The organism is Martinezella sp. CNPSo 3957, assembly GCF_057784395.1.
In genome coordinates this window covers 46087-67024 of sequence record NZ_JBXSOU010000023.1, presented here as the reverse complement: position 1 = coordinate 67024, position 20938 = coordinate 46087, and the positions used below count along the sequence as shown (strand labels likewise).

Below are 20938 nucleotides of genomic sequence, written 5' to 3'. Positions count from 1 at the left end.
CGCACGGCCGATCCGTTGGCCGGCAAGATCTTCAGCCGCCAGGATGTATCGGGCTTCAGATAGGTCGCGGCAATGGCGCGAACATCCTCGGCGGTCACGGCCTCGTAGCCGCTGATGCTCCTGCGAATACGCTCGAGGCGCCGGGGATCGGCCTGGGCATCGCGAAGATTCTGGATCCAATAGCCGTTGGTCTGCTGCGAACGCTTGACCGCTTCGATGATCGGAACCTTGGCCCGTGTCAGCTCATCGGGCGAAACATCTCCATGACCGAGATCGGCGGCGATCTTGTCCACCAGCTCGAAGAAGTGATCCACCTTGGCAGGCGTGGTTTCGACATAGAGATAGGCAAAGCCATAGCCGGGGATCGATCTCGATAGGTCGACCTCGCCCTGAGGACTGTAGGTCGCTCCCTCGGCGATGCGGAACTGGTCGACCAGGCGATTCTGCAGGATCGCTCCGGCGACATTTGCGGCGGCCGCCCTCGGCAGATCGGAAAGGAAATCGCCGATCGGCATGGCGACGGCGGCACCGGCGCTGTCGCTGCGCCCATCATGAAGCCGAACGACGGGATCGGTCGTCGGCGCGGGAAAATGCACGTCGGAACCGTCGCCCTGTTTCTCTCCATCGCCGCGAACCGGCAAGGCGCCGAAAGTCTGCGCCGTCAAGCGAATGGCGTCATCCACCTCGACATCGCCGGCGATGATGACTTCGATCGGCCCCTTCGAAAGAGCGGGCTGCAGGAGGCCTTCGAAATCTTCCGCCTTGGTATCCGTCAGTTGTGTCCGGTCCGGGAACGTCCAGCGCGAATCGCCGGAATGCAACAGGCCGGAAAGATCGCGACCGACGACACTGCCCGGCGTCGCTTGAAGCTGGGGAAGCATGTTCAGATAAGCCTGCTGAACCCGCTTGAAGACATCCGGACGATAGGCTGGATCGGAGGCATAGGCGGTCAGCAGCTGCAATTGAGTCTGCAGGTCGCGCGACTGCGTCGTGCCTTCGAATTTGAAGGCGGCATCCTGAATGGCGAAATCGATGCTCACGACCTTCGCGGCAAAGGCCTTCTGGATATCGTCATAGCTAATGGCTTTCAGGCCGGATAGCGGCAGCGCCGGCGCCGCCCAGATCGGCAGCGCGCGATCATTGGGCAGATCCAGCCGACCGTGGCCGACTTCGGCGCGCACCAAAACCTCGTCGGCCCGATACTTCGTCGGCTTGACGGTCAGGCGAACGCCATTGGCGAAACGCACTATGGTCACGCCGAGATCATCGACCGTATGGCGTTCGACGACATCGCCGGGCTTGCCGAAATCGGTGTAGGGCCATGCGACCGAAGCCGTCTGTTCCGGCGCCTTCACCGCCACGGCGCGCGAGTCGGAATAAGCCTTCTCGACAGCGGCATCCCCGCCCTCGGGCATTTGCGGGATTTGCAGCACCAGCTGCGGACCATTGCCAGCAAAGATGCGCTGAAGAGCCTGATTGACCTCTTCCGTATGCAAGCCCTTCATCGCGGCATCAAATAGCGCCAGATCGTCCGCAGGCGAGGTGAAGACCATATTTTCACCGACGCTCCAGCTGAGCGAACCGGCGATATCCGGGCTCGCGCGCGTCGCAGCTCCATTCGCGGCCGCCAGCAGAGTCGAACGATATTCGGCAATTTCGCGGTCGATCTCGCTTTGGTCGGCACCAAACTGTGCTATGCGGCGCTGCTCCTGATCGATAGCCGCCAGGGCAGCCTGCCACTTCGTGGGATCGCTATCGGCGGCAACCATCGCGACATGAGCTGATTTCAGCAAATCCTGCGCGCCGGCCTGCGCACTGACGAAAGGCGGATTGGGCTGCTGCGCCAGAACGGACAGGCGCCGGTTGAGAACGGCAAGGCCGATATCCTCGACCAGCTGCGCGCGGCGCTTGGCCGCCATGTCAGGCGAAGCGTCGTAGGCGCGCGTCCAGGCAAGCTGCACGCGCGTCGCACCACCCGGCACGATGACCGTGCCGACGCGCTCTCCATGGCTTTGGAGAGTGCCTAGATCGGGGTCGGCGGGTGCAGGTGCGGCGGCGGCCCAATTGCCGAAACGGTTGCGGATATCGGCTTCGATGGCGGCCGCATCGATATCGCCGACGACGATCAGGGTAGTGCGATCGGGGCGATAATAGGTGCGGTAGAAGTCCCGCAGCAGGTCGACCGGGGCGTTGCTGATGATATCGGTCTTGCCGATGGGCGGGCGCTGCGGCACACGCTGCCCTAACAGCAGCTGCGCAAGCAAACCGGTCCCGCCGCGATATTGCGGCGTGTCGCGCAGCTTCTCTTCCGAAAGGATGACACCGCGCTCGCGGTCGAAGGCGCCGGCATCGAGCGTCAGTTCGCTCGCCGTCTCGCGCATCAGCATCAGGCCGGTCGAAACCGTCTCCGGATTGGCTTCCGGCAGATCCAGCGCATAGACGGTCTCGCCGTAGCTCGTGGACGCATTGGTGTCCGCGCCGAAGGCGAGGCCAAGGCGCTGAAGGGTGCGTATCATCTCGCCTTCGGGAACATGCGTCGAACCCTTGAAAGCCATGTGCTCGAGGAAATGCGCTAGGCCTTGCTGGTCATCACGCTCCTGCAATGAGCCGGCGCCGATGCGGAAGCGGATCGCCACCTGACCGGCCGGGGTAGCATTGTGCATGACGGCATAGCGCATGCCATTCGGTAAGGTCCCGAAGCGTATCCCCTGCTCTACCGGCAGGTCGCTTGCCGCCTGCGGCCAGCTGGCGACAGACGTTTCCGCATGGGCCGGAGCCGCAACGGTAACGAGGAGCGCGAGCGTTGTCGCAACGAAAAGTTTCAGGGATAGACGACCGGATGGGTTTTGACGTGACATGCTTGCTTTGTTGGTGAAACGATTGGACGATGCGATGCACGGGAGCCCGTACATCGCATCATCAGGCAAGCATTGCAATCCCGGCGCTTGTCTCGCCGGGATGGCCTGATCTTACATATGGATCGGCTTGAAGAAGGTCGCGAGTGCTGCTTCCTTGACGGCTTCCGACATCGTGGGATGTGCGTGGCAGGTGCGGCCGAGATCTTCCGACGAACCGCCGAATTCCATCAGCACGGCGATCTCGTGGATCATCTCGCCGGCGCCGAAGCCGACGATGTGACCACCGAGAACGCGGTCGGTTTCCTTGTCGGCGAGGATCTTGACGAAACCGTCCGTTGCCAGCATGGCGCGGGCGCGGCCATTGGCGGAGAACGGGAATTTGCCGACCTTATAGGCGATGCCTGCGGCCTTCAGCTCTTCCTCGGTCTTGCCGACCGAGGCGACTTCCGGCTGCGTGTAGACAACGCTCGGGATGACATCGTAGTTCACATGGCCGGCCTGGCCAGCGAGGATTTCGGCAAGCGCCACGCCTTCGTCTTCCGCTTTATGCGCGAGCATCGGCCCCTTCACGACGTCGCCGATGGCATAGATGCCGGCAACGTTGGTCTTGAAGTGACCGTCGATCTCGACGCGGCCGCGATTGTCGAGCACGACGCCGGCTTCTTCGAGGCCGAGGCCTGCCGTGTACGGCTTGCGGCCGGTGGCAACGAGAACGACATCGGCATCGAGCACGACCTTGTCGCCGCCCTTGACCGGCTCGAAGGTAACCTTCGCGCCATTGCCGGACTTTTCGACGCCGACAACCTTGGCGCCGAGATGGAATTCGATGCCCTGCTTGGCGAGCATGCGCTGGAACTGCTTGGAGACTTCGCCGTCCATGCCGCCGAGGATCGTGTCGAGATATTCGACGACGGTAACCTTGGCGCCGAGGCGCGACCAGACAGAGCCGAGCTCGAGGCCGATGACGCCACCGCCGACCACGATCATCTTGCCCGGCACCTTGTCGAGTGCGATGCCGCCGGTCGAAGAGATGATGACCTTCTCATCGATCTCGAGCGGCACGCCCGGGATGCCGGCAACGTCCGAACCGGTAGCAATGACGATGTTCTTGCCTTCGATCTCGGTGACCTTGCCATCATCGCCCGTAACCGAAACCTTGACGGCCGAAACGATCTTGCCGGTGCCCTGGAAGGCATCGATCTTGTTCTTCTTGAACAGGAAGGCGACGCCATCGACGTTCGACTTAACCGTCGCATCCTTGTGCGCCAGCATCTTTTCAAGATTGAGCTTCGGTGCGGCGACTTCGACGCCAAGCGCATCCATGCCATGGCCGGCATGATGGAACACTTCGGAAGCGTGCAGCAGTGCCTTGGACGGGATGCAGCCGACATTGAGGCAGGTGCCGCCATAGGTCGCGCGCTTTTCGACGACCGCGACCTTCAGGCCGAGCTGCGCTGCCTTGACTGCGCAGACATAGCCGCCGGGGCCGGTTCCGATAATGATCACATCGTAGGACATGTTTTAATTTCCTTGTTTTGTATCTGTTTTAGTCGGCCGCCCGCGCCAAGGCGAGGCGGATGCCGAAGCCGACGAGCGCCGCTCCGGTGATGCGGTTGAACCATTTGCCTGACGCGATGAAACGATCACGCACCGGCTTGACGGTGAAGAAGGTGGAGACGCCGGCAAACCAGGCGACAAGCGCCGCCGCCATGCCGATGCCGTAGCTGAACTGGATGAGCGCCGGCGTATCGTGATGAACGAGCGTCGAAAACAGCGACAGGAAGAACAATATCGGTTTCGGGTTCAGCGCATTGGTGACGAAGCCGGTCGCCAGGCAGCGCCAGACGGAAACCGGCTTGCGGTCTTCTTCCGTGATCTCGACATCCTTCACCTGGAAGCCCGCCTGACGGAAGGACTTGATGCCGAGATAGACGAGATAGAGAACGCCGGCCCATTTGATCAGGCTGAACAGGACAAGCGACTGCGAGACGATCAGCCCGAGGCCGAGAATGGTGTAGCTAACATGAAAGAGCAGCGAGAAGCCCATGCCGAGGCCGGTCATCATGGCTGCTCGGCGGCCATGCACGATGCTCTGGCGCAGGATCATCGCGAAATCGGCGCCGGGAATGACGATGAAGATCGAGGACACCGCCATAAGGCCGAGGAATTCGAGAATATATTGCATCTTATCGTCCCTTTCCGATCAGCGGCCGCCGCTGACATTGAGGATGGAGCCCGTTATATAGGATGCGTGCGGGCTCAGAAGATAGAGGACGGCATCCGCTACTTCGTCCGCCGTACCGGGCCGCTGCATTGGAATAAGGGGGCTCATGTCGCGCGCCCGGTCGGGTAGCCCGCCGGACGCATGAATATCGGTATCGATGATGCCTGGGCGTACCGCATTCACGCGGATGCCCTCGGTCGCGACTTCGCGCGCCAAACCGAGCGTGAAGGTATCGATCGCAGCCTTGGATGCGGCATAGTCGACATATTGACCGGCGGAGCCAAGGATCGCAGCCATGGATGATATATTGACGATCACACCGCCCTTGCCGCCATGCCGCGTCGACATGCGAAGCACGGCCTCACCGGCGCAAAGGATCGAACCGGTCACATTGATGCGGAACATACGATCGAGCCGCTCCGATGTCATTTCATCGACACGCTGCACACTATCGACAATGCCGGCATTGTTGACGAGCCCGTCGATGCGGCCGAAATGAGCGTCGACTTTGGCGAAGATGGCTTTGATATCCTTGGGCTTGCCGACATCACCGGCAATCGCGATCGCCTCGCCGCCGGCGTCAACGATCGTCCCCACCACAGCCTCGGCCGCATCCTTGTTGGACGCGTAATTGACCGCTACGGCCCAGCCATGCTGGGCGGCGGCCAGGCAAATCGCGGCACCGATGCCGCGGCTGCCACCAGTCACGAGAAGAACAGGTGCATCGTCGGTCATTGATTGCATCCTTTCAAACTAAGGACATCCCAGGGTGCGACTGTCGCCTTGCCCTTGCCCCAGAGGGACGATTTCTGGATCGAGGGACCGAGCGCGGGCAGGAAAAGCCGATCCGCAGCACTCTCACCTTCCGCCGGCAGCACACGGATATGGCCCTTCAGATCCGAGGCATAGACCATGCCCTGCCACACGGTGCAGGCTCTGAGGTCGGCCCCGGTTACATCCCCTTCAGGGCATTCGAACATGATCCGTCCATCGGCGCGCAGATGGTCGTCCGTGCGCATCACGATCCCATCCGCCACGATATTGGTGTTGCGCACTGTGAGCTTGAACCTGTTGCTGACGGACGACTCCGCTTCCATAGGCTCGAAGCGCAGCTCATAGGCATTGTCCATATCGACATAGACAGCCTTTTCCTGCACGCATTCTTCCGCATAGGCAGGCACGGGGTTGGCCGCACAAGCCAACATTATCCAAGGCATCGAAGCCAGTCGCGCCATCGTGCTTTCGGCCTGCATGCTCAGCCTCCTCCCGGCTCGCGCCGGCCGTCGGCATTCTCGATCACGCCGAAATCGGTGAACAGAACCAGCGGCCTGCCGGCGGCATCCAGCCCCCAGAACACCGGATAGAATCCATCACCCCAACCACTCGAGAAAACGGCGACGTTGCCGCGTTTGCCTGATACGGGCCGATGCAGGGCATAGTCGTCGTTATTCGGCTGCAACTCGGATGCCAGAACATCGTCGTAGTAGTTGATATCCGACGACGACTTCTCTGTCTGAACCTGCTTTTCGCGCTCCTGGATCAGCGCATAGGTCTCGGCATCCATGTAGCAGCCAAGACCCGCGTCGACCGGATAGCCGAAGAACTCATCATTCTTCAGCGAATTGATATCCTGGCCGGGGACCACGGCCAGTTCCCAGCGCACCGGCCTGCCCTCGGCAAAACGCATGCTGGCCGCCGCGATGCGGCCGAAGGCCTGATACAAGGTGACGGGATAGTCGCCAGGGGAGACGGAGCGGGTAAATGCCGCGCGGTCAGCCCCAACGAGCGGGTCGCTGGCGACGATGCGCCCGGAAGTCAGTTCCACCTTGCCGATGCGCAGAATATTGATCGAGCGGGCGGCAAGATCGGCGTCGCCAAGCGACGCCAGATCGAGATTGCTGCTGAGCTTGGAAATGTCGAGTTCCGCCGCATCGGCGGACGATGGCACCCACGCGGCGACGGCGCACAACAGTCCGCGCAGCGTCCGCATGGGCCATGTCGACATGATCCAACGCTCCCCTTAGAGATCGAGAACGAGACGTTCCGGATCTTCCAGGCTTTCCTTGACGCGCACGAGGAAGGTCACCGCTTCCTTACCGTCGACGATACGGTGATCGTAGGAGAGCGCCAGATACATCATCGGGCGGATGACGACCTGACCGCCGATGGCGACCGGACGCTCCTGGATCTTGTGCATGCCGAGAATGCCCGACTGCGGCGCATTCAGGATCGGCGAGGACATCAGCGAACCATAGACGCCGCCATTGGTAATGGTGAAAGTGCCGCCCTGCATGTCGGCCATCGACAGCGAACCGTCGCGGGCAGCCTTCGCCAGACGGCCAAGCTCCTTCTCGACTTCCGCGATCGACATCTGGTCGGCATCGCGGATCACGGGAACGACAAGACCCTTGTCGGTGCCGACAGCCATGCCGACGTGGCAGTAGTTCTTGTAGATGATGTCGGTGCCGTCGATCTCGGCGTTGACAGCCGGCAGTTCCTTCAGCGCGTGCGTAACGGCCTTGGTGAAGAAGCCCATGAAGCCGAGCTTCACGCCATGCTTCTTCTCGAAGACATCCTTGTACTTGTTGCGCAGGTCCATGACGGCCTTCATGTCCACCTCGTTATAGGTGGTGAGCATGGCGGCGGTGTTCTGCGCATCCTTGAGGCGCTTGGCGATCGTCTGGCGCAGGCGGGTCATCTTGACGCGCTCTTCGCGGCTGACGTCCTCGACAGCGGTCGGGGCGCGAGCGGCAACCGGTGCTGCCGGTGCAGCAGCGGGAGCCGAAGCAGCCTTAGCGACAGCAGCGATCACATCGCCCTTCAGGACCTGGCCGCGCTTGCCGCTGCCTTCGACCTGATCTGCAGAGAGATTGTTTTCAGCAAGCAGCTTCCCAGCAGCCGGTGCCGGCGGCATGGAGGAAGCCGGAGCGGAAACTGCGGGAGCGGCAGCCGGTGCAGCAGCGGCAGGGGCCGGAGCGGCGGCGGCGGGTGCAGCAGCCTGTGCCGGAGCGGCTGCAGCGCCGTTGCCGGCGGAGATCTGGCCGAGCAGCGCACCGAGACCTACGGTTTCGCCGGCCTGGGCAACGATTTCGGAAAGCGTACCGGCGGAGGGCGCCGGAACTTCGATCGTCACCTTGTCGGTTTCGAGTTCGAGAAGCGGCTCATCGGCCTTGATGGCATCGCCGACCTTCTTGAACCAGGTACCGACGGTCGCCTCGCTGACGGATTCGCCGAGGGTAGGAACGCGGATTTCAGTGGCCATTGTTCAAATCCTGATTTTTCGTCTTTATGAGTTGGATGGAATTCCGGCGACAGACGGCCGGGGGACGGGTTATACGCCGCGGCGCAAGAGCCCGAACGACCGTTGCGGCCGACCGGGCATTTGCCTGATTGCGGCGATAGGCGGCATGTTGCTGCATGGCTGCCATCTTCTCCCCGTCACATCATGCGGAAGGCTGGGGCGCGACGCCGCGACTTTCAAACGAAAACGCGTCATCGCGCAACCCCTCAACCGCCGAGCGCGTCCTCGAGGAACGCCGCAAGCTGCGACAGATGCTTGGACATCAGGCCCGTCGCCGGGGAGGCGGCGGCCGGACGGCCGGTGTAGCGAACGCGCTGGTACTTGGCATCGATATGGGCAAGTACCCATTCCAGATACGGATCGATGAAGGACCATGCGCCCATGTTCTTCGGCTCTTCCTGGCACCAGACCATTTCCGCATTGCGGAAGCGGCTGAGCTCGTTGATGAGCGCCTTGGCCGGGAACGGATAGAGCTGTTCGATACGCAGCAGGTAGATATCGTCGATGCCGCGCTTCTCGCGCTCTTCCAGCAGATCGTAATAGACCTTGCCCGAGCAGATGACGACGCGACGAATCTTGTTGTCCTTCTGCAGCTTGATCGGGCTGTCCTTGATCAGCTCCGCATCATCCCAGAGCAAGCGATGGAACGAGCTTTCGCCGGCCATCTCCGCAAGGGTCGATACGGCGCGCTTGTGGCGCAGCAGCGACTTCGGCGTCATCAGGATCAGCGGCTTGCGGAAGTCGCGCTTCAGCTGACGGCGCAGGATATGGAAGTAGTTCGCCGGCGTCGTGACGTTGGCGACCTGCATGTTATCCTCGGCGCAGAGCTGCAGATAGCGTTCCAGGCGGGCGGAGGAGTGTTCCGGACCCTGGCCTTCATAGCCATGCGGCAGCAGGCAGACGAGACCGGACATGCGCAGCCACTTGCGTTCGCCCGACGAGATGAACTGGTCGAAGACGACCTGCGCACCGTTGGCGAAATCGCCGAACTGGGCTTCCCAGAGGGTCAGCGCGTTCGGACGGGCAAGCGAATAGCCATATTCGAAGCCGAGAACCGCTTCTTCCGAGAGCATCGAGTTGATGACTTCGTAGCGGGCCTGGGTCGGCGAGAGATTGGCGAGCGGAATATAGCGCTCTTCGGTCTCTTGGTCGTAGAGAACCGAATGACGCTGCGAGAAGGTGCCGCGTTCGCAATCCTGACCGGACAGACGGATCTTGTGGCCTTCGACGACGAGCGAACCGAATGCCAGGGCTTCCGCCATGGCCCAGTCGATGCCCTCGCCCGTCTGCACCATGTTGGCGCGGTTTTCCATGAAGCGCTGGATGGTGCGGTGCGCGTGGAAGCCGGCCGGGATTTCCGACAGCTTGCGACCGATTTCCTTCAACGACTTCATCGGCACGGCCGTCTTGCCACGGCGCTGCTCGTCGGCATTGTCGGCCGTGTGCAGGCCGGACCACTCGCCGTCCAGCCAGTCGGCCTTGTTCGGCTTGTAGGACTGGCCGGCCTCGAACTCCTGCTCGAGATGGGCACGCCAATCGGCCTTCATCTTTTCGACTTCGCCTTCAGTCAGCACGCCTTCGCTGACCAGCCGCTGCGAGTAGATCTGCAAGACCGTGCTGTGGGCGCGGATGACCTTGTACATGTTCGGCTGCGTGAAGGACGGCTCATCGCCTTCATTGTGGCCGTAGCGGCGGTAGCAGAACAGGTCGAGGACCACAGGCTTGTGGAACTTCATGCGGAATTCGGTCGCGATCTTCGCAGCGTAAACGACCGCTTCAGGATCGTCGCCGTTGACGTGGAAGATCGGCGCTTCGATCATCTTGGCGACGTCGGACGGATAGGGCGACGAACGCGAGAAGGCCGGATTGGTGGTGAAACCGATCTGGTTGTTGATGATGACATGCATCGTACCGGCAACGCGGTGGCCGCGCAGACCGGAGAGGCCGAGGATTTCGGCAACGACGCCCTGGCCGGCGAAAGCTGCGTCACCATGGATGAGCAGCGGCACGACCTTGGCACGCTCGGAGAGCGGGATGATGTCGCCGTCCCACTGGGTGGCGCCCATGTCCTGCTTGGCGCGAGCCTTGCCCATGACGACCGGATTGACGATTTCGAGATGCGACGGGTTTGCCGTCAGCGAGACGTGTACCTTCGCACCATCGAAATCGCGGTCCGAAGAAGCGCCGAGATGGTACTTGACGTCGCCCGAGCCTTCGACTTCGTCCGGCGCGTAGGAGCCGCCCTTGAACTCGTGGAAAATGGCGCGATGCGGCTTGCCCATGACCTGGGACAGCACGTTCAGACGGCCGCGGTGAGCCATGCCGAAGACGGCTTCGCGAAGACCGAGCTGGCTGCCGCTCTTGAGGATCTGTTCGAGCGCCGGGATCAGCGATTCACCGCCGTCGAGGCCGAAACGCTTGGTGCCCTTGAACTTGACGTCGAGGAACTGCTCGTAGCCTTCGGCTTCGATGATCTTCTGCAGGATGGCCTTCTTGCGTTCGGAATTGAAGGCGATGCCCTTATCCGGACCTTCGATGCGCTCTTGAATCCAGGCCTTTTCCTCCGGATTGGAGATGTGCATGAATTCGACGCCGAGGGTGGAGCAGTAGGTGCGCTCGAGAATCCCGATCATCTCGCGAATGGTTGCGAATTCGAGACCAAGCACGTTGTCGATGAAGATCTTGCGGTCGAAGTCGGCCTCGGTGAAACCGTAGGCTTCCGGCGACAGCTCCTTGTAGTCTTCGACCGGAGCGGCGATGCCGAGCGGATCGAGCTTGGCGTGCAGGTGGCCGCGCATGCGATAGGCGCGGATCATCATGATGGCGCGGACGCTGTCGCGCGTCGCCTGCAGCACGTCGGTCGCGCTCGCCGGCGTACCGGCAGTTTCCGCCTTCGCCTTCAGCTTGGTTTCGATGACCTTTTCGACCACGCCCCAGTCGCCATCGAGCGCGGAAACCAGATCGCCCTTTGCCGGGATCGGCCAGTTCTTACGCTGCCAAGAGGCGCCCTTGGCTGCCTTCCTCACATCGTCGGGGCTATCCTCGAGCGCCTTGAAGAAAGACCGCCATTCGTCGGAGACCGATGAAGGATCGTCCTCGTAGCGCGCGTAGAGCTGCTCGATATAGGCAGCATTGGCGCCATCCAGGAACGAGGTGATCTGAAATTGCTCGTTGGCTTCTTGCCTTGCCATGGTGAATCTGCGGGCGCTCTCGCCCGTCTCCCAACTTGTTTGCATTGCCGGTTTTCGGGTCCCCGGCGACCGTATTTCGTTCACAGCCATGAAGGCCGCAGTTATGCACTTGCAAATGTCGAAACCGGACGGGACAAGGCGACTGCCGCCCCGTCCGGCCTTGCTATAGGTAGGCTCAGCCCTTCAGGACTTCCACCAATGTCTTGCCGAGACGCGCCGGCGACGGCGAAACGCGGATGCCCGCCGCTTCCATCGCTGCGATCTTATCTTCCGCGCCGCCCTTGCCGCCGGAAATCACGGCGCCCGCATGGCCCATGGTGCGGCCGGGAGGTGCCGTGCGGCCGGCGATGAAACCGACCATCGGCTTCTTGCGGCCCTTCTTGGCTTCGTCCTTGAGGAACTGCGCGGCTTCTTCTTCAGCCGAACCGCCGATTTCGCCGATCATGATGATCGACTTGGTTTCGTCGTCGGCGAGGAACATTTCCAGGATGTCGATGAATTCGGTGCCCTTGACCGGGTCGCCGCCGATGCCGACAGCCGTCGTCTGACCGAGACCTTCATTGGTGGTCTGGAACACGGCTTCATAGGTCAGCGTGCCGGAGCGCGAGAGAACACCGACGGAGCCCTTCTTGAAGATGGAGCCCGGCATGATGCCGATCTTGCATTCGTTCGGGGTCAGAACACCCGGGCAATTCGGTCCGATCAGACGCGACTTCGACTTGATCAGGCGGTCCTTGACCTTGACCATGTCGGCGACCGGAATGCCTTCCGTAATGCAGACGATGAGCGGGATCTCAGCTTCGATCGCTTCGAGGATCGCAGCCGCAGCGCCTGCCGGCGGTACGTAGATGACCGAGGCGTTGGCGCCGGTCGCGTCCTTGCCTTCGGCGACGGACTTGAAGATCGGCAGCTTTTCGCCGTCCTTGCCGGTCCAGGTTTCACCGCCCTTGGAAGGGTGGATACCGCCGACCATCTTCGTGCCGTGATAGGCAAGCGCCTGTTCGGTGTGGAAGGTACCGGTCTTGCCGGTCAGGCCCTGAACCAGAACCTTGGTGTCTTTGTTGATGAGAATAGACATGCGAGGCCTTTGTTACGAGAGGTTGGAAGACGCGGAGGCAACGCGGCGATATAAGCCGCTGACGACCTCCTGCCATGTATCGCTGCCGGCGGGCGAGAACGTGACGCCCATGCGGTAGCAGTCTTCATTTTCGAACTGGAAGAGAGTGCGTTGCTGACCGCGCGGCGAGACCTTGGTCAGGACAAGCTTGTCGTCGATCCATTCGCCGGAGGCCGGCGCGGCGGGCGTAAAGCCCACCGTATCGAACTGATAGAGCTTGTAGGCCTGATCCGCAGCGTCGAAGCCGAGAATGTTCCGGGCTTCGAACGAGGGGCTGCCGTCCCGCGTCTGCACGTAGCGCTGTTCGACGAAAAATCCGCCGAACAGACACTCAGCCGTGAGCTGCGCAGTTGCCGTGCCTTCCTTCGTCCAGGCCGAAGCCGCGACACGCTCTTCCCCTTCCCAGGTGCCGGCAAAGGCACCGAGGCGAAGATGAGCAGCCGTTGGAGCGAAGGAAGCAGCCATCCCGATCAGCCCTTGACTGCCTTCACGATCTTCTGGGCGGCATCGTCCAGGTCATCTGCGGAGATGACGTTGAGACCGGATTCGTTGATGATCTTCTTGCCGAGCTCGACATTGGTGCCTTCGAGGCGAACGACGAGCGGAACCTTCAGACCGACTTCCTTGACGGCTGCGAGCACGCCTTCGGCAATGACGTCGCACTTCATGATGCCGCCGAAGATGTTGACCAGAATGCCCTGGACAGCCGGATCGGCAGTGATGATCTTGAAGGCGGCCGTAACCTTTTCCTTGGTGGCGCCACCGCCGACATCGAGGAAGTTCGCCGGCTCAGCGCCGTAGAGCTTGATGATATCCATGGTTGCCATGGCAAGGCCGGCGCCGTTGACCATGCAGCCGATGTTGCCGTCGAGGGCGACATAGGCGAGGTCGTATTCATGCGCCTGGATTTCCTTCTCGTCTTCTTCGGACGTGTCGCGCAGCGCGCGGACGTCTTCGTGACGGAAGAGAGCGTTGCCGTCGAAGGAAACCTTGGCGTCGAGAACGCGCAGACGGCCGTTGGTCATGACGATCAGCGGGTTGACTTCCAGCAGCGCCATATCCTTCTCGACGAAGGCCTTGTAGAGGATCGGGAAGAGCTTGGCGGCATCTTCGCGGGCAGCACCCTCGAGCTTCAGCGCGTCGGAAAGAGCAGCCGTATTGGCAGCCGTCACACCCGTCGACGGGTCGATGGCGACGGTGATGATCTTTTCCGGCGTGTCGTGCGCAACGGTCTCGATGTCCATGCCGCCTTCGGTCGAAACGACGAAAGCGACCTGACCGACGGAGCGGTCGACCAGGATCGAGAGGTAGAGTTCGCGGTCGATGTCCGCGCCGTCTTCGATGTAGAGGCGGTTGACCTGCTTGCCGACTGGGCCGGTCTGCTTGGTCACCAGCGTGTTGCCGAGCATGTCCTTGGCGTTGGCGACCACGTCGTCAACGGACTTGGCGAGACGAACGCCGCCCTTGGCGTCGGGGCCGAGTTCCTTGAACTTGCCCTTGCCGCGGCCGCCAGCATGGATCTGGCTCTTGACGACGTAGAGCGGGCCTGGGAGCCGCTTGGCGGCGGCAGCGGCTTCATCGGCGGAGAAGATGGCAACGCCGTCCGCGACGGGTGCGCCATAGCTCTTCAACAGCGCCTTGGCCTGGTATTCATGAATGTTCATGGGTCTATCCCTGTTGGAACGGCTAGATTATTTCAGCGACGGCGCGATCGTGGCGCAGGCTTCGCAAAGACCCGCAACAGCTGCGACCGACTTGTCGAAGGCTTCTTTTTCGGCCTTGTTCAGATCGATCTCGATCACGCGCTCGATGCCGCCGGCACCAATGACGGTCGGAACGCCGACATACATGTCCTTGACGCCATACTGGCCGTCGAGGTGAGCGGCGCAGGGCAGGACGCGCTTCTTGTCCTTGAGGTAGGATTCGGCCATCGCGATGGCGGAAGCAGCCGGGGCGTAATAAGCGGAACCGGTCTTGAGCAGGCCGACGATCTCGGCGCCGCCGTCACGGGTGCGCTGGATGATTTCTTCGAGGCGCTCGGCAGTGAGCCAGCCCATGGTGACGAGGTCCGTCAGCGGGATGCCGGCAACGGTGGAGTAGCGAGCGAGCGGCACCATCGAATCGCCGTGGCCCCCGAGAACGAAAGCCGTGACGTCTTCGACCGATACGTTGAATTCCTTGGCGAGGAAGAGGCGGAAGCGCGAGCTATCGAGCACGCCGGCCATGCCGACGACCTTGTTGGTCGGCAGGCCCGAGAACTTCTGCAGCGCCCAGACCATGGCGTCGAGCGGATTGGTGATGCAGATCACGAAAGCGTTCGGGGCATACTTCTTGATGCCGGCGCCGACCTGTTCCATGACCTTGAGGTTGATGCCGAGAAGATCGTCGCGGCTCATGCCCGGCTTGCGGGGAACGCCAGCGGTGACGATGCAGACGTCAGCGCCTTCGATCGCAGAATAGTCGCTGGCGCCCGTAAGGTTGGCGTCGAAGCCTTCGACGGGAGAGGACTGGGCGATATCGAGGCCCTTGCCCTGAGGAATGCCGTCCGCGATGTCGAACAGGACGATGTCGCCCAGTTCCTTCAGGCCGGCGAGATGCGCCAGCGTGCCACCAATCATGCCAGAACCAATAAGTGCGATCTTGTTGCGCGCCATTTCGGTGTATCCTTTGCGATCAAAATCCGTGGCGGGACACCTGCAAGGCATCCACCTATGCCGCAACTCGCATAGACCCAAAGGCGGAAATTGGCAATTGATTATTTTGAGATCAGGAATTTCAATCGGTTAGATCGAAAAATTCTTACGTAAACGTAAGTCAATCCGTCACCGATTTGTTACTCGGCGGCGCGCCTTGTCGGAGTCTGGGCGAGATATTCGGCGCTGCGCATTTCGAAAAGCCGAGATGCGGTCCGGTCGAATTCGAAGCCTTCGGTGCCCCGGCGCTCCACGAGCAGCTCTTCCGGCATCGCGGCTGCGGAGACGTAAAGCCGAATATTATGATCATAGAGCGTATCGATCAAAATGATGAAACGCTTCGTTTGGTTCCGCTTGTCCGGACCAAGCTTCGGCACGTGATCGAGAAAGATCGTATCGAAACGCTCGGCGATGGCGAGGAAATCAGCAGGCCCCAGCGGCGCGTCGCAAAGATCGGCGAAGGAGAAACGCGCCATGCGATCGACGGCGAGCGGGACATGGATGGAGCGCCCCTTCATCGGGATCTCCGTCGGCTGTGCCTTGCGTCCATGCAGCCCCTGCATCCAGGAGGCATCCATCGCCATGTCGGTACGCTGGTCAAGCGGAGTGAGATAGACCGGCTGGCTATTCAGCTTCTCCATGCGGTAATCGGTCGGCGAATCCAGCGTCACGATATCGACATGCTTCTTCAAGAGATCGATGAAGGGCAGGAAAAGGCCACGATTGAGCCCATCACGATAGAGATTGTCCGGCTCGACATTCGAGGTGGCGATCAGCACGCAGCCGAGCGAAAACAGCTCGGAAAACAGCCGCGAGAGGATCATCGCATCGGCAATGTCGGTGACCGTGAACTCATCGAAGCACAGCAGTTCGGCTTCGGCATAGAGATCGGCGGCAACAGGTGGTATGGGGTCGGTCTGCTTTGTCTCGCCGTTCTTGAATTTCAGCCGCTGCGCCGCAATCCGGTTGTGCACATCGTTCATGAACTCGAAAAAATGCGCACGGCGCTTCTTCGGGCATGGCGCCATCGCGAAGAACATGTCCATCAACATGGTCTTGCCGCGGCCGACGCTCCCGTGAATATAGAGGCCCTTGATCGTCTCGGTCGATTTCTTGCGCGCGGCAAACATCCACCCCAGCGCGCTGGACTTTGCCGCGGGCCGTTTCCGCTTGAGATCGGCAAGCACACGGTCCAGCTTTTTCGCCACATCGATCTGCGCCGAATCCACCTGAAGGGATCCGGACGCCGTCAGCGCCTTCAGCTGTTCGCAGACGCTGATCGAGTAATCTGGCATGGGCTGCATGGGGAAATATCCGCCTGTGCAAATGGGGCGCATCCAGAGGATGCCGCCCCTTTCAAATAAGCTTATCGGCTGAGGCTGAGCGGTTGACCGGAGGCGGTCGAACCGTCAAAGCGTGAAGCGGCCGTCTTGTAGACCGTACCGATCGTTGAGCCGTCACGATTCTTCAACAGGACCTGCTTGCCGGAAACCTCCCACGAACCCATCGAGGTCAGCTCGCCAGCACAACCGCGGGTGCCACCGCGCGAGCCGCTGCCAAGGTTCGTCAACGTCAGGAACATGTCGCAGCTCGATCCGCCGTTGCTGACCTTCCAGCTGCCGACCATCGATTCCTTCGTGACATCCATGGCGGACGCCGCCATCGCCTGCTGCTGTGCAGGATTGGCTGCATTTGGCGCGCTCGCAGGAGCGGCCGGGAACTGCGAACCGTTGCCGGCGCCTGCGGGCGGAAGCTGGCTGGATTGTACCGAAGGAACAGGCTGAGCCTGCAGTGGCGGCGGAGAAGAATAACTGTCGTTGTTGTATGCCGTGCGCTGGCAACCGGCAAGCGACAGGCCAATCGCCGCAGCCGTCACTGCATATCTAAACTGCATCATCACACTCCTAAATGATTGTCCACCGCTGACATCTGCAAAGTGATATTTAATGATGTCCGAATTATCGTATTTCACTTTGGTTAATCAAGTCGATACCGCTACAAATTGTCGTAGGCGATAGCTGGACAAGAATCGGGTGGTTTCAAGGCGTCGCCCGCCGAACCTCGTCCCGATAGAAACGGTCGGCAAATTCCTGCATGCTTTTGTCGCGTGCTTGCTCTTCCCGGAACACGCCTGAAAAGTTGGAATAGCGTACGAGCGAGGCTGATAAAAACGCCGTGATGGGCGATGGCGGCACGCCTTCTCCCATTTCACGCGTCTCTTTCTTGACTTCCACCAATTGCATAATGCTGGTCCGAATGTCTTGGGCGATATCGATATCCGCCAAACATTCGAGCATGTTCATCGGCGGCAACTTGGCAAAGTCCGTTTGCCGCATCCATTCCAGCGCTATCGCCGGACGGATGGAATAGAGCAGCTTCTTCAGACGGATGGGCGCAGCCTCATCATCTGGCTGATGCTGCTTCATAAGCCCAATATAGTGCCGAGCAACCTTCTCCGGCACCATGATCACATCAAGCAAAGTACCAAGACGGCTACGAAAGCCGGCCTCCTCCTCATAGACGATCGGCGACTTCAACCATTCGACAAGGACAGCGTTACCCTTGAGCGCCAACAGGAGAGCCTTACGCAGGTCCCATCCACCGGTATCAATATCACCGACGATCGAAAATTCGATGACATCGCGATGCGGGAACAAGGTCAGATGATGTCGCTTCGGCCTGACATAGACGAAGCGACAATCGTAATCGCTGTCGGGCGAGGGAAAACCCCATGCACGGCTGCCGCTTTCGATGGCAAAGCCGATCCGAATACCCTCGGCCTTGACCGAAGCAAGCCGTGAACGAATTTCGGCCACAGCCTCCGGCGCGAAGCCTTCCATCATCATACGAACATCGTCCTCGTCACCGGAGTCAGCGAATGAGCGCCGGCGGGTTAGACCCGCCGCTCGACCATCATCTTCTTGATTTCGGCGATCGCCTTGGCCGGGTTCAGACCCTTCGGGCAGGTCTGGGCGCAATTCATGATCGTATGGCAGCGATAAAGGCGGAACGGATCCTCGAGATTGTCGAGACGCTCGCCCTTGGCTTCGTCTCTGGAATCGATCAGCCAGCGATAGGCCTGCAGCAGAACCGCCGGACCGAGGTAACGGTCGCCGTTCCACCAGTAGCTCGGACAGGAGGTTGAGCAGCAGGCGCACAGGATGCACTCGTAAAGACCGTCGAGCTTCAGGCGGTCTTCATGGCTCTGCTTCCATTCCTTGGCCGGCGGCGGCGATACCGTCTTCAGCCAAGGCTCGATCGAGCGGTGCTGCGCATAAAAATTCGTCAGATCCGGCACGAGGTCCTTGACAACGGGCATGTGCGGCAGCGGATAGACCTTCACCGTGCCCTTGATCTCGTCCAGACCCTTGGTGCAGGCGAGCGTGTTGGTGCCGTCGATGTTCATCGCGCAGGAGCCGCAAATGCCTTCGCGACAGGAGCGGCGCAGGGTCAGCGTCGGGTCGATGTTGTTCTTGATGTAGAGCAGACCATCGAGCACCATCGGGCCGCAATCATCGATATCGATATAGTAGGTATCGATGCTCGGGTTCTGGCCGTCATCCGGGCTCCATCGATAGACGCGGAATTCGCGCGTATTCTTGGCACCGACCGGCTTCGGCCAGACCTTGCCTTCGCGCATCTGAGAGTTCTTGGGGAGAGCGAGTTCAACCATGGTCAGTTCCTCTCAGATCAGTACACGCGTGCCTTCGGCTCGATCTTGTGCGGATCGATGCCTTCGGCGATCAGGTCGGTGTGAACCGGACGATAGTCGAGCTTCACGTCGCCTGCCTCGTTAACCCAGGCAAGCGTATGCTTGCGCCAGTTTTCGTCGTCGCGGCCGGCGAACTTACCCTCGGTATAGTCTTCGCGAGCATGCGAGCCGCGGCTTTCCTTGCGGGCCTCGGCGCCGTAGATCGTCGTGATGGCGTTGGCCATCAGATTGTGGAGTTCCAGCGTCTCGACGAGGTCGGAATTCCAGATCAGCGAACGGTCGGTGACCTTGATGTCGGACATTTCACCCCAGATTTCCGAAAGACGGCGGCAGCCGGATTCCAGCGATTCCTGGGTGCGGAACACGGCCGCATCTTCCTGCATGGCGCGTTGCATCTTTTCGCGCAGCGCTGCCGTCGGCGTCGAGCCGCTGGCGTGACGCAAGCGATCGAAGCGTTCCATGATCTTGTCGCAGGCCGCGACGTTGACCGGAGGAACCGGACCGACGCGGTCGATGACCTGGCCGGCGCGGATGGCGGCGGCGCGGCCGAAGACCACGAGGTCGATCAGCGAATTCGAGCCGAGGCGGTTGGCGCCATGCACCGACGCGCAGCCTGCTTCGCCGACAGCCATCAGGCCCGGCAGCACGCGCTCGGGATTGTTGCTGTCGGCATTCAGCACTTCGCCCCAATAGTTCGTCGGAATGCCGCCCATGTTGTAGTGAACGGTCGGCAGGACGGGGATCGGGTCACGGGTCACATCGACGCCGGCGAAGATGCGGGCGCTCTCGGAAATGCCCGGCAGGCGCTCATGCAGCACGGCCGGATCAAGGTGGTCGAGATGCAGGAAGATGTGATCCTTGTTCTTGCCGACGCCGCGACCCTCACGGATCTCAAGCGTCATGCAACGTGAAACGACGTCACGCGAGGCAAGGTCCTTCGCCGAAGGCGCATAGCGTTCCATGAAGCGCTCGCCCTCGGAATTGACCAGATAACCGCCTTCGCCGCGGGCACCTTCGGTGATGAGGCAGCCCGAACCGTAGATGCCGGTCGGATGGAACTGAACGAACTCCATGTCCTGCAGCGGCAGGCCGGCGCGAGCCACCATACCGCCGCCATCGCCGGTGCAGGTATGGGCAGACGTGGCCGAGAAATAGGCGCGGCCGTAGCCGCCGGTCGCCAGCACAACCATCTTGGCGGCGAAGCGATGGATCGTGCCATCATCCAGGCACCAGGCGACGACGCCGGTACAGCGGCTGCCATCGTCGGACATGATGAGGTCGAGCGCGAAATATTCGATGAAGAATTCAGCGTTGTTGCGCAGCGACTGGCCATAGAGCGTGTGCAGGATCGCGTGGCCCGTACGGTCGGCGGCAGCACAGGTGCGCTGCACCGGCGGTCCCTCGCCGAAATTCTGCATGTGGCCGCCGAACGGGCGCTGGTAGATCTTGCCTTCTTCGTTGCGCGAGAAGGGCACGCCGTAATGCTCAAGCTCATAAACGGCCTTCGGCGCTTCCATGACCATGTACTGCATGGCATCGACATCGCCGAGCCAGTCGGAGCCCTTGACGGTATCGTAGAGGTGCCACTGCCAGCTGTCCGGCGTCATGTTCTGCAGCGAAGCGGCAATGCCGCCCTGAGCTGCGACGGTGTGCGAGCGGGTCGGGAACACCTTGGTGATGCAGGCGGTACGGAAACCCTGTTCGGCCATGCCGAGCGTGGCGCGCAGGCCGGCGCCGCCGGCGCCAACCACGATCACGTCATAGGAGTGATCGATGTATTTATAGGCTTTCCCGTTCTGGGCAGCCCCATTCTGAGCGGATGAGTTCGGTGCCATGATGCAA

At 61.1% G+C, this 20938-nt stretch carries 17 protein-coding genes; all 17 read right to left on the bottom strand.

The features are described from left to right. On the bottom strand, positions 1 to 2858 hold a 2858-nt coding region (locus tag AC13QE_RS30770; protein WP_488486602.1), incomplete at its 3' end, for a M16 family metallopeptidase. Between the two features lie 111 nt (positions 2859 to 2969). Next, the gene (gene lpdA, locus AC13QE_RS30765; RefSeq protein ID WP_488486601.1) at positions 2970 to 4376 is read right to left on the bottom strand and encodes a dihydrolipoyl dehydrogenase; all 1407 of its coding nucleotides are present in this window, start codon (positions 4374 to 4376) and stop codon (positions 2970 to 2972) included. Positions 4377 to 4404: 28 nt separating this feature from the next. Continuing rightward, positions 4405 to 5043: a LysE family translocator gene (locus tag AC13QE_RS30760; protein ID WP_488486600.1), complete on the bottom strand. Its 639-nt coding sequence runs from the start codon at positions 5041 to 5043 to the stop codon at positions 4405 to 4407. Positions 5044 to 5061: 18 nt separating this feature from the next. Continuing rightward, positions 5062 to 5817 carry an SDR family oxidoreductase gene (locus AC13QE_RS30755; RefSeq protein ID WP_132720622.1) on the bottom strand — a complete coding sequence of 252 codons (756 nt, stop codon included), beginning with the start codon at positions 5815 to 5817 and terminating at the stop codon, positions 5062 to 5064. Beyond that, the gene (locus AC13QE_RS30750; protein ID WP_488486599.1) at positions 5814 to 6335 is read right to left on the bottom strand and encodes a hypothetical protein; all 522 of its coding nucleotides are present in this window, start codon (positions 6333 to 6335) and stop codon (positions 5814 to 5816) included. Before AC13QE_RS30750 ends, AC13QE_RS30755 begins: the two co-directional genes overlap by 4 nt. 2 nt (positions 6336 to 6337) lie before the next feature. Beyond that, a complete protein-coding gene (locus tag AC13QE_RS30745) occupies positions 6338 to 7087 on the bottom strand; it encodes a DUF4241 domain-containing protein (RefSeq protein WP_488486598.1) in 750 nt (249 codons plus the stop codon). 15 nt (positions 7088 to 7102) lie between these two features. Then, positions 7103 to 8344 (bottom strand): 2-oxoglutarate dehydrogenase complex dihydrolipoyllysine-residue succinyltransferase, encoded by a 1242-nt coding sequence (gene odhB, locus AC13QE_RS30740; RefSeq protein WP_488486597.1) that lies wholly within the window; start codon positions 8342 to 8344, stop codon positions 7103 to 7105. A 245-nt stretch (positions 8345 to 8589) separates the two neighbouring features. Beyond that, positions 8590 to 11574 carry a 2-oxoglutarate dehydrogenase E1 component gene (locus tag AC13QE_RS30735; RefSeq protein ID WP_488486596.1) on the bottom strand — a complete coding sequence of 995 codons (2985 nt, stop codon included), beginning with the start codon at positions 11572 to 11574 and terminating at the stop codon, positions 8590 to 8592. Positions 11575 to 11749: 175 nt separating this feature from the next. Continuing rightward, complete coding sequence (gene sucD / locus AC13QE_RS30730; RefSeq protein ID WP_068388874.1) at positions 11750 to 12652, bottom strand: succinate--CoA ligase subunit alpha; 903 nt, start codon at positions 12650 to 12652, stop codon at positions 11750 to 11752. Between the two features lie 12 nt (positions 12653 to 12664). After that, positions 12665 to 13156: a DUF1579 family protein gene (locus tag AC13QE_RS30725; RefSeq protein ID WP_488486595.1), complete on the bottom strand. Its 492-nt coding sequence runs from the start codon at positions 13154 to 13156 to the stop codon at positions 12665 to 12667. A 5-nt stretch (positions 13157 to 13161) separates the two neighbouring features. Beyond that, a complete protein-coding gene (sucC, locus tag AC13QE_RS30720) occupies positions 13162 to 14355 on the bottom strand; it encodes an ADP-forming succinate--CoA ligase subunit beta (RefSeq protein ID WP_488486594.1) in 1194 nt (397 codons plus the stop codon). 27 nt (positions 14356 to 14382) lie between these two features. After that, a complete protein-coding gene (mdh, locus tag AC13QE_RS30715; RefSeq protein ID WP_015341411.1) occupies positions 14383 to 15345 on the bottom strand; it encodes a malate dehydrogenase in 963 nt (320 codons plus the stop codon). Between the two features lie 179 nt (positions 15346 to 15524). Continuing rightward, positions 15525 to 16688, bottom strand: a complete 1164-nt coding sequence (gene zapE / locus AC13QE_RS30710; protein ID WP_488486593.1) for a cell division protein ZapE — start codon at positions 16686 to 16688, stop codon at positions 15525 to 15527. A 62-nt stretch (positions 16689 to 16750) separates the two neighbouring features. After that, complete coding sequence (locus AC13QE_RS30705) at positions 16751 to 17278, bottom strand: protease inhibitor Inh/omp19 family protein (protein ID WP_015341413.1); 528 nt, start codon at positions 17276 to 17278, stop codon at positions 16751 to 16753. A gap of 145 nt (positions 17279 to 17423) precedes the next feature. Beyond that, a complete protein-coding gene (locus AC13QE_RS30700; protein ID WP_488486592.1) occupies positions 17424 to 18362 on the bottom strand; it encodes a nucleotidyltransferase domain-containing protein in 939 nt (312 codons plus the stop codon). After that, a complete protein-coding gene (locus AC13QE_RS30695) occupies positions 18278 to 19057 on the bottom strand; it encodes a succinate dehydrogenase iron-sulfur subunit (RefSeq protein ID WP_015341415.1) in 780 nt (259 codons plus the stop codon). The genes AC13QE_RS30700 and AC13QE_RS30695 overlap by 85 nt, the downstream gene beginning before the upstream one ends. Positions 19058 to 19074: 17 nt before the next feature. After that, positions 19075 to 20931 (bottom strand): succinate dehydrogenase flavoprotein subunit, encoded by a 1857-nt coding sequence (sdhA, locus tag AC13QE_RS30690; protein ID WP_015341416.1) that lies wholly within the window; start codon positions 20929 to 20931, stop codon positions 19075 to 19077. Positions 20932 to 20938 lie beyond the last annotated feature (7 nt).

Coding starts and splice junctions, on each gene's coding strand:
- lpdA (WP_488486601.1), bottom strand. CDS start 4,376: ATGTCCTACGATGTGATCATTATCGGAACCGGCCCCGGCGGCTATGTC.
- AC13QE_RS30760 (WP_488486600.1), bottom strand. CDS start 5,043: ATGCAATATATTCTCGAATTCCTCGGCCTTATGGCGGTGTCCTCGATC.
- AC13QE_RS30755 (WP_132720622.1), bottom strand. CDS start 5,817: ATGACCGACGATGCACCTGTTCTTCTCGTGACTGGTGGCAGCCGCGGC.
- AC13QE_RS30750 (WP_488486599.1), bottom strand. CDS start 6,335: ATGCAGGCCGAAAGCACGATGGCGCGACTGGCTTCGATGCCTTGGATA.
- AC13QE_RS30745 (WP_488486598.1), bottom strand. CDS start 7,087: ATGTCGACATGGCCCATGCGGACGCTGCGCGGACTGTTGTGCGCCGTC.
- odhB (WP_488486597.1), bottom strand. CDS start 8,344: ATGGCCACTGAAATCCGCGTTCCTACCCTCGGCGAATCCGTCAGCGAG.
- AC13QE_RS30735 (WP_488486596.1), bottom strand. CDS start 11,574: ATGGCAAGGCAAGAAGCCAACGAGCAATTTCAGATCACCTCGTTCCTG.
- sucD (WP_068388874.1), bottom strand. CDS start 12,652: ATGTCTATTCTCATCAACAAAGACACCAAGGTTCTGGTTCAGGGCCTG.
- AC13QE_RS30725 (WP_488486595.1), bottom strand. CDS start 13,156: ATGGCTGCTTCCTTCGCTCCAACGGCTGCTCATCTTCGCCTCGGTGCC.
- sucC (WP_488486594.1), bottom strand. CDS start 14,355: ATGAACATTCATGAATACCAGGCCAAGGCGCTGTTGAAGAGCTATGGC.
- mdh (WP_015341411.1), bottom strand. CDS start 15,345: ATGGCGCGCAACAAGATCGCACTTATTGGTTCTGGCATGATTGGTGGC.
- zapE (WP_488486593.1), bottom strand. CDS start 16,688: ATGCAGCCCATGCCAGATTACTCGATCAGCGTCTGCGAACAGCTGAAG.
- AC13QE_RS30705 (WP_015341413.1), bottom strand. CDS start 17,278: ATGCAGTTTAGATATGCAGTGACGGCTGCGGCGATTGGCCTGTCGCTT.
- AC13QE_RS30695 (WP_015341415.1), bottom strand. CDS start 19,057: ATGGTTGAACTCGCTCTCCCCAAGAACTCTCAGATGCGCGAAGGCAAG.
- sdhA (WP_015341416.1), bottom strand. CDS start 20,931: ATGGCACCGAACTCATCCGCTCAGAATGGGGCTGCCCAGAACGGGAAA.